This is a genomic window from Paraperlucidibaca wandonensis, assembly GCF_042677145.1.
Classification (GTDB): Bacteria; Pseudomonadota; Gammaproteobacteria; order Pseudomonadales; family Moraxellaceae; genus Perlucidibaca; species Perlucidibaca wandonensis.
In genome coordinates this window covers 1,360,249-1,372,187 of record NZ_JBHTIT010000001.1, presented here as the reverse complement: position 1 = coordinate 1,372,187, position 11,939 = coordinate 1,360,249, and the positions used below count along the sequence as shown (strand labels likewise).

Here is an 11,939-nt window from a genome sequence, read left to right as displayed (position 1 = left end):
TTTTTAGTTCTGTATTTTTTGGAGTATCCATGGTGCATCCATCTCCGCTGTTGGCAAATGCCACCGTTGCAGTCATTGGCTTAGGCTATGTTGGCTTGCCGCTAGCGCTAGCATTTGGTCGTGTGTTGCCGACCATTGGCTTTGACATTAGCGAAGCTAAGCTCACGGCCTACCGCGCCGGTAACGATCCGACTGGTGAGATGGAAGCTGAGGCGTTTACGGCGTCTACTCAGTTGCGCTTTACCTCGCAGGGCAGTGATTTAAGCCAGGCCGACTATGTCGTGGTGGCTGTGCCAACGCCAATTGATCAAGAGAAAAATCCAGATCTCACGCCTGTGGTGCGTGCGACCGAGACCATTGCGCCGTTTTTAAAGCGCGGTGCGGTGGTGATTTACGAGTCCACGGTTTACCCCGGTGTGACCGATGAGGTTTGCGCACCGATCTTGGAGCGCTTGTCGGGCTATGTGCGCGGCGTTGACTTCAAGCTCGGCTATTCGCCCGAACGTATTGTGCCCGGCGACAAAACCCACCGTCTCGAGACCATCACCAAGATAGTCGCCGCCGACGATGCCGAGTCGCTAGACCGCGTGGCGGCGCTGTATGAGTCGGTGGTGGAAGCCGGCGTGTATCGCGCATCGAGCATTCGTGTCGCCGAGGCGGCAAAGGTGATCGAGAATACCCAGCGTGATGTCAATATCGCCTTGGTCAACGAGTTAGCGGTGATTTTCAACCTGATGGGCATCGACACCCTAGAAGTACTCGAGGCCGCCGGTACGAAATGGAACTTTTTACCATTCCGCCCAGGCCTGGTTGGCGGCCACTGCATTGGTGTCGACCCGTATTACCTCACCCACAAAACCCAAACCTTGGGCTACAACCCCGAAGTTATCTTGGCCGGTCGCCGCATTAACGACCGCATGGGTAGCTACATTGCTCAGCAAACCATCCGTGAAATGCTCAAGGCCGATCGCTTGCGCGCCGGTGCCACCGTGCTGCTCATGGGTCTAACCTTCAAAGAAAACTGCGCCGACATTCGCAATAGCAAAGTCATCGATATTTTCAACGAATTGCGCGACCACGGCTTAAACGTTGCACTTTGGGACCCTGTTGCAAATGTGTCGGAAGCTTTTGAAGAGTACGGCGTGGAGCTGGTAGCCGATTGGCGCACTGTGCCGCGCGTAGATGCTGTGCTCGCCGCCGTGGCGCATAACGAAGTTAAGGCCCTCGATCCTGCGGCCTTGGTGTCGGCGTTTGGTGTTGGCACGCCAGTGATCGATGTGAAGTCAGTGTTTGATCGCGCCGCCTTTGCTGCCGCCGGCTTGGCGTTGTGGCGACTGTAAGTGCGGCGCTGAGCCCTGCACCAAACCCCACGCCGCAAACACCAGCAGGAAGAAATAGGGCCGATAGATCGACAAATCGGTAGCGCCGTGCAGCACCAAGGTGGTGATGATGGCGGTAGCCAGCAGCCCAGCGAATGGGTTGCTGGCCTCTCTCGCCGCCCGCATGGCCAGCCACAAAATACGCCCCAGCGTGGCCAAGACCAATACACAGCCAATCACACCCAGCGAATACAGTATTTCCAGCAAAATATTGTGCGGTGCCGGGAAAAATAGTCCGTCCATATGTTTAGCGACTTCAACTGCGCCATGGTTTTTATAGGCCTCGAGGCCCCAGCCAAACCACGGTGCCTGCTGCCACAAGCCCCACGTGGTGTCGTAGATGGGTAGCCGCCGTGAGCTGAGGGCATTGAGCGTGTCATAGCTCATCCAGCCAGCGCTTTGAATGATGAAGGTGGCCACGCAAGCAAAGATGAAGGTGCCTGCGGTGCCGGCAAATAGCCATTTTAGCGGTAGGCGGGTAAAACGCAGTAACACCAGTAAGGTGATCGAGCACAGCGCCGCGAGTAGTGCGCCACGGCTGGGATAGCTGAGGCTGAGCCAAGTGAAGAGGGCTGCGGCGGCTAAAAGGGTAAGCAGGGCTACTGTGATGCCTAAACGGCCGATTCGGCCGCTGAGCACCACCGCGACGCTGCAGCTAATTAGCAGAGAGAACGCGAACCCCCAATAATTCATATTCTCCACGCTATTGAGCCACGCAACGACCATTGCCGAATGCTTAGGCGTGTAGATCAGCCACAACGCCCCCAGCCCCGTCACCACGCAGCAGCTGGCAATACCGCGCCCAAGCCACATTCTTTCACTTGAGCTTTCCAGAGCTCCTTGGCATGAACTTCGTTGAGTTGTGACTCCTTGGCTGGTAGCCACCTGCGCCAAAATAGCCACCGTAAGGCCAACTACCAGCGCCCCGATGAACTCCGCAAGCACTATCGCCCCCTGCCACGGGTATACCGACAACACCAAGCTGCTAAGCAAGCCTACACTCACAGGCAGAGCAACCCAGCCTAGCTCGCCGATATGCCGGAGCATTCCCACGCGCCCGCTTTCGCTTACACGCCCAGTTACTACACCTCTTAAGACTGTTGCGACAAAGACGACAGCGCTCACGCTCAGCAATATCCACACACTCGGGAAGCGCGCCACCGGCGAAAAAATCAGCGTTAAAACACACAGCAGTAGCAATGCCCCGGTCATGTGCGCAGTTTTCGTCATCGCGTAAGTCTCTAGGTTTGCGTTAGGGCGCAAGATTAGCGTGATGCTAGCTTCGTGGGTTATCTTTAGCCCTATTATAATTGCAACAAAAGCGCCCACTCTTGCGGCCAATAAAGTTTAAGGAACTCCCTGTGATTTCAACTGTCATTCTTCCTGTTGCCGGTCTTGGCACGCGTTTTTTGCCGGCCACTAAGTCGGTGCCGAAAGAGTTGCTGCCGGTGGTCGACAAGCCATTGCTGCAATACGCGGTGGAGGAGGCGTGGCGCGCAGGCATTCGCCATGTGGTGCTGGTGAATTCGCCGAAGAAGTCGGGGTTGGAGACGCATTTGCAGCCAGCCGATCCAGAGCTGGTGGCTGAATTGACCGCTAAAGGCAAAAAAGACTTGCTAGCGGCATTGCTCGGCACAGTGCCTGAAGGTTTGAAAGTGACAGTGGTCATGCAGCCGCAGGCGCTGGGCTTGGGTCACGCAGTGGCGTGTGGTGCTGAGGCGGCATTGGCTAGCGCGGGCGATGGCGTCGCGGTGATGTTGGTGGATGATTTTATTGATGCGCCGTTGTCGGGTGCGGGCGCGGCGGGCTGTTTGGCCGATATGGTGGCGCTGCACGAGGCGACAGGCGCATGGTCATTGGCGGTGGAAGAAGTGCCGCGCGATCAGGTGCATCGCTATGGTGTGGTGTCGCTGGCTGATTCCTCCGCACAGCGCATTGCGGCGATGGTGGAGAAGCCCGCCGCCGATGTCGCGCCCAGCAATCTCGCCGTGGTCGGGCGCTATGTGCTGCCCAAGGCCATCTTCGCCGCACTTGCCGATGTGAGGCCTGGCGCTGGTGGCGAAATTCAGCTCACCGATGGCATCAGTGCGTTGCTCGCCGAGCACGACATCCGCGCCCACCGCTTCGCCGGCGTGCGCTACGACTGCGGCAGCAAACTTGGCTACGCGCAAGCCAATATGGCGCTGGCCCTGCGCGACCCCGAGCTCGCCGCACCGCTGCGCGCTTGGTTGCCGGGGCTTTTATGAGCAGTAAAGCGCGGAGTCAACTCAGCGAGTGGCAGGCGGTGGCAGCGCAGGCGCCGATTTGGCAGCAGCGCCATTTGCGCGATGTTTGGGGCACGAAAGGTGCTTCGACGCGTACCGCCGAGCTAACGCGCACGCATGATGGCCTGCTTTTCGATTTCAGCAAGCAACGCCTCGATGCCTCTGTGCTCAACGACCTATTGGCCTTAGCTGAGGCCTGCGAATTACCACGCGCCATTGAGCGTTTGCTCAGCGGCGATCGCGTGAACCAAAGTGAAGATCGCGCGGCTTTGCACACGGCTTTGCGTTTGCCAGCCACGAGCCAGCTAGTCGTGGAGGGTGAGGATGTGGTGCCGGCGATACACGCCAGCCTCTCGCGCATGAGTGATATCGTGTCGCGCATTCATGCTCAGCAATGGCGTGGCGTGACTGGCGAGGCCATCAGCGATGTCGTCAGTATTGGTGTCGGTGGTTCCGATTTAGGCCCGTATTTGGCCACGCAGTCGTTGGCTGAGTTTGCGCCACCGGAAGCGCGCGGCCTGCATGTGCATTTTGTTAGCTCTATCGATGGTACCCAGCTCGCCGATTTGCTCGATCATTTGCGCCCAGAAACCACGCTGTTTGTGGTTGCTTCGAAGTCGTTTTCGACCATCGATACCTTATCTAACGCCGAAACCGCCATCGCTTGGATGCGCACGCGCATTAGCGACCGGGCCCGAATTTTGCGCCATCACTTTATTGGCGTGTCGGCGAAACCAGAAAAGATGACCGCTTATGGCATCCCTCAGTCCAATCAGATTCGTTTTTGGGATTGGGTCGGTGGGCGTTTTTCGCTGTGGTCGGGCATTGGTTTGCCTATCGCGCTGAAGTTGGGCATGGCGGGCTTTAAACAGCTACTCGCCGGTGCGCACGCTATGGATACGCATTTCGCCCAAGCGCCATTGGCCGATAACCTGCCGGTGCTGATGGGGCTTTTGCAGGTGTGGAATAGCACGTTTTTAGGCATTAATGGCCAAGCCATTTTGCCTTACGATGCGCGCCTGAAGCTGTTTCCGAGCTACCTCACGCAGCTGGAAATGGAGAGTAATGGCAAGTCGGTCGACCGCCTCGGCAAGCCGATTGATTACGCCACCTGCCCGATTTTATGGGGCGAGGTGGGCTCCAATGCCCAGCACGCGTTTTACCAATTGCTGCACCAAGGCACGCAACCGGTGGCCTGCGATTTCATCGCGCCGATACGCCGCTATAGCCGCGATGACGACACTGGCTCGAGTTTGCAGCACCAGCAGCAGCTGGCTTTGGCCAACTGTTTGGCGCAATCGCGCGTGCTCATGCTCGGCGATGCTACGCGCCAAGGCCATCATTATTATCGTGGTAATCAGCCGTCGTCGACGCTGCTGTTTGATGAACTCACGCCGTATCGCTTGGGCCAGCTCATCGCGCTTTATGAGCACAAAGTGTATGTGGCTTCGGCGCTGTGGAACATCAACCCGTTTGACCAATGGGGCGTGGAGCTAGGCAAGAAAATTGCTACTGCCACCCACTCGGTGATGACCGGTGCTGCCAGTGCCGAAGATTACGATGGTTCGACACAGCAGTTATTGCGCGTGATTGCCGATGGTCGCGCCGGCTGGGAGCGGGCTTCGTCGCGCGCCGACAAGGAGCAGTTGTCATGAAAATCGTTGTTCACGGTAACACTCCATTTGCCTGGACCTCTGCTGTGCATCTTGCTGGCATCGGCCACACCGTCACGCTCTGCGCCGATTGGTCGCGTTGCTTGCGCACACCCGACGCTGAGCTCGCGCGTGAACCCGGCCTGCTCACGCAATTACACGATTTGGTGCCCAAAGGTTTGCTCACGCTGAGCAGTGGCGTAGGGTTGATGGCTACAGGCACAAGTGATGTCAACGCAGATGCCTTTGCCATTGATCAGCATTGGCTCGCACTTGGTGGATCTGCAGATGAGCTTTTGGCTTATGCCCAGCGTTTAGAATCAGAGCGTGGCACTGCCTTGGCGCCGCTGGTGGTACTTTCGCCATATCCGCTCGGCACTTTGGCGCGGCTCAAGCAGGCCGTCGATGCCATGGTCTACGCGCTGCCGATTTTCGCACGCGGCGGCAGCATGCTCTCTAACCTGGCGAAACCGCCGTTATTGGTCATCGGTTGCGATGACGAGGCTCACACCGCATTCATGCTCGAAACCCTGCGTCCAATGACGCGCCGCGCCGGTGAAGTCATGCTGGTGCCGCTCGCCGCCGCCGAGCTCATCAAAAGTAGCGTCAACGCCATGCTCGCCACGCGCATGAGTTTCATGAACGAGATGGCTACGCTCTGCGAAAGCGTCGGCGTCGACATCGACCTTGTGCGCCAAGGCCTCGCCGCCGACCCGCGCATCGGCTCCGACTATCTCGACGCCGGCTGCGGCTTTGGCGGCCCCAGCTTCTCCGATGAGCTCCTCGATTTCTCGCGCAGCGTGCAGGCTTCCATCGACCAGCAAACTCTTATCGCCAATGCCCTGCGCATCAACGAACGCCAGCGCGACATTCTTTTTCGCAAACTCTGGCGCTATTTCGAAGGCGACCTCAGCGGTCGCTGCTTCGCCATCTGGGGCGCCGCCTACAAACCCAACTCCGCCAGCGTGCAAGACTCCGCCGTGCACCCACTGCTGCAAGCCCTCTGGGCCCAAGGCGCGCGCACCCGCGTCTACGATCCGCTCGCCGCCCAAAGCTTGCGCGAATGCTATCCGGATCAGCCGCTGCTCGAGATCGTTGATCAGCCATATGATGTGCTGAACTGTTCTTCGAGCGCGGCTTCAGCTGGCGCGGATGCCCTCATTGTGGTCACCGCTTGGGAGATTTTCCAAAGCCCAGACTACGCCCGCATACGCGCCGGCCTGCGCCAGCCATTCATCCTCGATGGCCGCAATGTCTACAATCCCGACTATCTTCGCGAGCAGGGCTTCACGTACGTGGGCATTGGCCGTGGGGATGTGTTTTAGATTTTCGTACTAAGTTTCTGCCAACATTATTCATCTTTATCTATTAAGGCCTTTTATGACTACGCCCTTGCAAAAACTTCCTGCTTTCAAAGCCTATGACGTGCGTGGGCCAGTGCCGGCGCAGCTGCATATCGACATGGTGTATGCGATTGGTCGGGCTTATGCGCGAGTGATTCAGCCGCAGGGGCCGGTGGCGATTGGCTACGATATTCGTGACACCAGCGAGGATTTTGCGCGGGCCTTGGCGGCAGGGCTGAATGCCGAAGGTGTGGCGACGCGCGATATTGGTTTGGCTGGCACCGAGATGGTGTATCACGCGGCGGGCTCATCGGGCTTGAATGGCGAAGTCATGGGCGGCGGCGTGATGATTACCGCAAGCCACAATCCGGTGGGCGATAACGGTATTAAGATGGTGCGTTATGAGTCGCGGCCGATTAGCGGCGATGATGGTTTGGCAGAAATGGAAGTGCTGACGCGGCAACTGCTAAACGAGCAGGCAGCTGAAGCTGGCGTGCAGTCTTATAACTTTGGCCCGCTAACTAACGGCGACCAATATCAAGCAGACCCGCAGTTGCACGCAAAAATGCCAATTGCCGACACCTATCGCGAAAAAGTCCGCTCTTTCGTTGATTTCCCCAAGTTAAAAGCCGAGCTCGCGCAACGCGATACGCCATTAAAAGTCGTTGTGAACGCTGGCAATGGCTGTGCCGGCCCATTTTTTGACAATATCGCCGAAGGCCTCAAGCTAGACATCACACGCGTATTTCACACGCCCGATGGACAGTTCCCCAACGGCGTGCCTAATCCTATGTTGGCAAAATGCCAAGAAGACACCGCCAGTGTTGTGCGCGAGCAAAAAGCTGATTTGGGCATTGCCTGGGATGGCGACTTTGATCGCTGCTTTTTCTTTGATGAAACCGGTGCGTTTATCGAGGGCTATTATTTGGTGGCCTTGCTCGGCACGCAGTTACTCAAGTACGAGCCCAATGGCGCGGTGTGTTATGACACACGCTTAACCTGGAACACTATTGCGCAAGTGGAGGCGATGGGCGGTCGTGCGGTGGTCAGCAAGTGTGGCCATAGCTTCATTAAAGGCGCCTTGCGCCGCGAGGGTGCGGTCTATGGCGGTGAGATGTCGGCGCACCATTATTTCCGCGATTTCTACTGCTGTGATTCCGGCATGATCCCATGGCTATTGTTGCTCGAGCGTTTAACCGCCGATGGCAAACCGCTGTCGAGTTTGGTTGCTGAAGCACAGGCGGCTTACCCCTGCAGTGGTGAGATTAATTTCAAGGTCGACGATGCCGCCGCTGCACTCAATCGCGTAGATGCCGCTGTGCAAGCAGAGGTTAAGGCCAACAACGAAACGCTAGTCAGTGAGTCTATGCTCGATGGTGTGTCTCGTGAGTTTGAGCAATGGCGTTTTAATTTGCGCATGAGTAATACCGAGCCTGTGGTTCGCCTCAATGTTGAGTCGCGCGGCGACAGCAAACTCATGCAGACGAAAACCGACTGGCTGCGAGCGCTTATTACGGCATAAACTATGCGCATTAGCAGCCATGTTTAGGGCTGATACCGTAACGAGGCAAGGAGCGCCGGATGCTTGATGGTTTAGGCTCAATGCTAGAGTTAGATATAGAGGCCTCGCGGCGTTGGTATGTCTTGCAGTGCAAGCCGCGCGAATGTGAGCGCGCGGTGGAGCAGCTAGCCAATCAGGGCTATCAAGGATTTGTGCCAACTATACGGCGTGAGATTCTGCGTCGAGGTAAGCGCACCGTTGTCGTTGAGCCATTATTTCCGCATTACATTTTCGTTCAGCTCTGCACCAAGCACGACAACTGGGCGCCGATTCGCTCCACTCGTGGCGTTGCCAAGGTCTTGCGCTTCGGCGAGCTGCCGTTGGCCGTTCCCGATGCCATCGTCGATGCCTTACAAGCGCGCGAAACTGGGCAAGATGCCGGTAGTGAAAACCCAACAGCACTCTTTGCTATTGGCCAAGACGTGCTTATTAACGAAGGCCCGTTGGCTGGTCTAGATGCCGTCGTTGCTGCCCGCGATGGCACCGAGCGTGTGGTGCTGTTGCTAAAACTGTTGCATCAAGAGCAGCGTGTGAGCATGCCCATTCAGTCGCTAAAAATTTCGGATTGAATGTTACAGCAGACTGTTTGCCGTTAAAGTAAGCCCTGTTTTGTCCTAGCAATAAGAATTACATCATCATGCCGCACTATATTTTATCGATCGATCAAGGCACTACTAGCACGCGCGCCATCGTTTTTGATGGCACCGGTAACCGTGTCGCCAGCGCTCAAGTCGAGCTTAAGCAGCATTTTCCCGCCGATGGCTGGGTTGAGCATGACGCCATGGATATTTGGTGGGCGACCGAGACCGTCTGCCGCGATGCACTGCGCAAGGGCGGCCTGCATGCGCGTGATATTGCCGCCATCGGCATTACCAATCAGCGCGAAACCACCGTGCTCTGGGATCGTGCCAACGGCATGCCGGTGCATCGCGCCATTGTTTGGCAAGACCGCCGTACTGGTGAGCGTTGTGCTGAGTTAAAAGAGCAAGGCTATGAGCCGCTGATTCAATCGCGCACTGGCCTGCTGCTGGACCCGTATTTCTCGGCAACAAAGCTGGCTTGGTTGCTCGATCATGTGCCCAATGCTCGAGCCCGCGCTGAGCGTGGCGAGTTGGCCTTTGGCACCATCGATAGCTGGTTATTGTGGAAGCTCACGCATGGCAAAGTGCATGCGACCGATGCCACCAATGCCTCGCGCACCATGCTGTTTAATATCCGTACGCAATGCTGGGATGAAGAGTTGCTGCGCCTGTTTAATATTCCCGCCGAGCTACTGCCGGTGGTGAAGGATTCCAGCGCCGATTTTGGCCGCTGTGCACCGGATTTTTTAGGTGCGCCCATCCCTATTTGTGGCGTTGCTGGTGACCAACAAGCGGCACTCATTGGCCAAGCCTGTTTTGCGCCGGGCATGGTGAAAAGCACCTACGGCACAGGTTGCTTCATGATTACCAACACCGGCAGCACCATTGTGCAGTCGGAAAATCGCTTGCTCACTACCGTGGCCTATCGTCTTAATGGCGAGACCACGTATGCAGTGGAGGGCTCGATTTTTGTTGCTGGCGCCACCATTCAATGGCTGCGCGACGGCCTCAAGCTCATTGGCTGTGCCTCGGAAACTCAGGCGATTGCCGAGGCTACTGGCGATGCTCGCGGCGTGTATATGGTGCCGGCGTTTACCGGCTTAGGTGCGCCGTATTGGGATCCGCGTGCGCGTGGTGCCATCTTTGGCCTGACTCGTGACACTGGCATTGGTGAGATTGTTACTGCTGGTTTGCAGTCGGTGTGCTTCCAGACTCGCGACCTGATGGAAGCCATGACTCGCGATGGCGCTTCGCCTGTCACCACGCTGCGCATCGATGGTGGCATGGTGGTGAATAATTGGGTGGCGCAATCGCTGGCCGATATCATTGGCGTGCCGGTGGATCGCCCCGTGGTCACAGAAACTACGGCATTGGGCGCGGCATTTTTGGCCGGTCTGCAGGTCGGTATTTTCACCTCTTTAGATGATATTTCGACGCTGTGGAGTTGTGACCGCCGCTTTGAGCCGACCATGAGTGATGACAAGCGTAGCTCGCTTTACACCGGCTGGCTCGATGCCGTGCGCCGCGTTGCCTCGGAGCCAAACGCATGACGATTTTAGTAACCGGCGGCGCTGGCTACATCGGCACACACACTCTCATTGAGCTGCTGGCTGCGGGCCATGAGGTGTTAGTGCTGGATAACTTCAGCAATGCCAGCGCCGAGTCATTGCGCCGAGTCGAGCAAATCACCGGTAAAACCATTGCCTGCATGGAAGGCGATATTCGCGATGCCGCCTGCTTAAAAGCGCTGTTTGCTGAGCATGCGATTAGCGCGGTGATTCATTTTGCTGGCCTGAAAGCAGTGGGCGAGAGCGTTGAGCAGCCGCTGAAATATTACGATAACAACGTTCATGGCTCGCAAGTGCTAGTCGAGGCCATGCGTGATGCCGGTGTGTTTACGCTGGTGTTTAGCTCCTCGGCTACTGTCTATGGCGAGCCGGCCGAGATGCCGATTAGCGAGCAATGCCCGGTTGGCCGACCGACCAATCCTTATGGTCGCTCCAAGCTCATGGTCGAAGATATTTTGCGTGACGTGAGCTTGTCGGATGCGCGTTGGCGCGTGGCGTTGCTGCGCTATTTCAATCCCGTTGGCGCACACGAAAGTGGCTTGATTGGCGAGGATCCGAATGGCATCCCGAACAATCTTGTGCCCTATATTAGCCAAGTCGCGGTGGGCAAATTAGCCAAGCTCTCGGTCTTTGGCGACGATTACAACACGCCCGATGGCACCGGTGTGCGCGACTATATTCATGTCGTGGATTTGGCTCAGGGTCACGTTGCCGCGCTGGCATTTTTAGCGCGCGAGGCCGGTGTGCACACTTGGAATCTTGGGACTGGCCAGGGTTATTCGGTGCTGGAAATGATTCGTGCTTTTGAGCAGGCCAGCGGGGCACGAGTGCCTTATGCGATAGTGCCGCGCCGTGCGGGTGATATTGCTACTTGCTATGCCGACCCGCAGAAAGCTAGCACTGAGTTGGGCTGGCAGGCGTCGCGCGATCTTGATGCGATGATGCGTGATACGTGGCGCTGGCAGTCGCAAAACCCAAATGGCTTTAAGGGCGCATGAGCTTGGCAGCAGACGCCGAGAGCGTTCCTAAACAGGTGAGCGGCTTCGTTGCCATCGGCTTAGAAAACCCGAAAACCCCCGATAACGTTGGCTCAGTGTTGCGTGCTGTTGGCTGCTTCAACGCGCAAGCGGTCTACTACACCGGTCAGCGCTACGACATCGCCGCCAAGCATCACACCGATACGAAAAATGTTCAGCAACGGGTGACCTTAGCGCGCACCGATCACTGGTCTGCGTTAAAAGCCCAGCTACCTGAGGGCACAAAAATCGTTTGTGTTGAGCTAGCCTTAGGCGCCATGAGTCTGCCTGAGTTTGAGCATCCCGAACGTGCGCTATATGTGTTTGGCCCCGAGGATGGCAGCTTGCCGAAGTCGGTGGTTAGTGAGGCCGATGCGGTGGTGTATATCCCCACCATTGGCTGCTTAAATTTGGCGGCGACGGTGAATGTGCTGCTTTATGACCGGCTGCTAAAGCGCGGTTTAAGTGATGAGATGAAAACTGGCGATGAGCTGATTTTGGCGAGCCGAGATAATCGCAATCGGCTGAAAGTTTAGCGCGCTTAAGCTGGCTCAGCGGCACCAAAAACTAGCTAC

The 11,939-nt window shown here is 57.0% G+C and carries 10 protein-coding genes; 9 read left to right on the top strand and 1 reads right to left on the bottom strand.

What is annotated here, in order from left to right:
* Window positions 1-29 precede the first annotated feature (29 nt).
* Window positions 30-1,340, top strand: coding sequence for a nucleotide sugar dehydrogenase (locus ACFQ0F_RS06405; RefSeq protein ID WP_379070323.1), 1,311 nt, complete (start codon window positions 30-32; stop codon window positions 1,338-1,340).
* Here ACFQ0F_RS06405 and ACFQ0F_RS06400 read toward each other — a convergent pair.
* Window positions 1,284-2,609, bottom strand: a complete 1,326-nt coding sequence (locus ACFQ0F_RS06400; protein WP_379070320.1) for an O-antigen ligase family protein — start codon at window positions 2,607-2,609, stop codon at window positions 1,284-1,286. The two genes, ACFQ0F_RS06405 and ACFQ0F_RS06400, sit on opposite strands and share 57 nt — an antisense overlap.
* Window positions 2,610-2,740: 131 nt before the next feature.
* Here ACFQ0F_RS06400 and ACFQ0F_RS06395 point away from each other — a divergent pair, with 131 nt between their 5' ends.
* The 8 genes from ACFQ0F_RS06395 to ACFQ0F_RS06360 all read left to right on the top strand — a co-directional run bounded on the left by ACFQ0F_RS06395 (window position 2,741) and on the right by ACFQ0F_RS06360 (window position 11,900).
* On the top strand, window positions 2,741-3,625 hold the full coding sequence (locus ACFQ0F_RS06395) for a UTP--glucose-1-phosphate uridylyltransferase (RefSeq protein WP_379070317.1): 885 nt from the start codon (window positions 2,741-2,743) through the stop codon (window positions 3,623-3,625).
* On the top strand, window positions 3,622-5,298 hold the full coding sequence (gene pgi / locus ACFQ0F_RS06390) for a glucose-6-phosphate isomerase (RefSeq protein ID WP_379070314.1): 1,677 nt from the start codon (window positions 3,622-3,624) through the stop codon (window positions 5,296-5,298). The genes ACFQ0F_RS06395 and pgi overlap by 4 nt, the downstream gene beginning before the upstream one ends.
* Entirely contained in the window at window positions 5,295-6,620 is a 1,326-nt protein-coding gene (locus ACFQ0F_RS06385) for a UDP binding domain-containing protein (RefSeq protein WP_379070311.1), read from the top strand. Before pgi ends, ACFQ0F_RS06385 begins: the two co-directional genes overlap by 4 nt.
* Before the next feature lie 55 nt (window positions 6,621-6,675).
* Entirely contained in the window at window positions 6,676-8,160 is a 1,485-nt protein-coding gene (locus tag ACFQ0F_RS06380) for a phosphomannomutase CpsG (protein WP_379070308.1), read from the top strand.
* A gap of 59 nt (window positions 8,161-8,219) precedes the next feature.
* Complete coding sequence (rfaH, locus tag ACFQ0F_RS06375) at window positions 8,220-8,768, top strand: transcription/translation regulatory transformer protein RfaH (RefSeq protein WP_379070305.1); 549 nt, start codon at window positions 8,220-8,222, stop codon at window positions 8,766-8,768.
* A 68-nt stretch (window positions 8,769-8,836) separates the two neighbouring features.
* Window positions 8,837-10,330 (top strand): glycerol kinase GlpK, encoded by a 1,494-nt coding sequence (glpK, locus tag ACFQ0F_RS06370; protein WP_379070302.1) that lies wholly within the window; start codon window positions 8,837-8,839, stop codon window positions 10,328-10,330.
* Window positions 10,327-11,346, top strand: a complete 1,020-nt coding sequence (galE, locus tag ACFQ0F_RS06365) for a UDP-glucose 4-epimerase GalE (protein ID WP_379070299.1) — start codon at window positions 10,327-10,329, stop codon at window positions 11,344-11,346. Before glpK ends, galE begins: the two co-directional genes overlap by 4 nt.
* On the top strand, window positions 11,343-11,900 hold the full coding sequence (locus tag ACFQ0F_RS06360; protein ID WP_379070296.1) for an RNA methyltransferase: 558 nt from the start codon (window positions 11,343-11,345) through the stop codon (window positions 11,898-11,900). The genes galE and ACFQ0F_RS06360 overlap by 4 nt, the downstream gene beginning before the upstream one ends.
* The last annotated feature ends 39 nt before the right edge of the window (window positions 11,901-11,939 follow it).

Bases quoted from the DNA above. Each gene is read 5' to 3' on its own strand.
- rfaH (WP_379070305.1), top strand. From the start codon at position 8,220: ATGCTTGATGGTTTAGGCTCAATGCTAGAGTTAGATATAGAGGCCTCG.
- ACFQ0F_RS06385 (WP_379070311.1), top strand. From the start codon at position 5,295: ATGAAAATCGTTGTTCACGGTAACACTCCATTTGCCTGGACCTCTGCT.
- pgi (WP_379070314.1), top strand. From the start codon at position 3,622: ATGAGCAGTAAAGCGCGGAGTCAACTCAGCGAGTGGCAGGCGGTGGCA.
- glpK (WP_379070302.1), top strand. From the start codon at position 8,837: ATGCCGCACTATATTTTATCGATCGATCAAGGCACTACTAGCACGCGC.
- ACFQ0F_RS06400 (WP_379070320.1), bottom strand. From the start codon at position 2,609: ATGACGAAAACTGCGCACATGACCGGGGCATTGCTACTGCTGTGTGTT.
- ACFQ0F_RS06405 (WP_379070323.1), top strand. From the start codon at position 30: ATGGTGCATCCATCTCCGCTGTTGGCAAATGCCACCGTTGCAGTCATT.
- galE (WP_379070299.1), top strand. From the start codon at position 10,327: ATGACGATTTTAGTAACCGGCGGCGCTGGCTACATCGGCACACACACT.
- ACFQ0F_RS06360 (WP_379070296.1), top strand. From the start codon at position 11,343: ATGAGCTTGGCAGCAGACGCCGAGAGCGTTCCTAAACAGGTGAGCGGC.
- ACFQ0F_RS06380 (WP_379070308.1), top strand. From the start codon at position 6,676: ATGACTACGCCCTTGCAAAAACTTCCTGCTTTCAAAGCCTATGACGTG.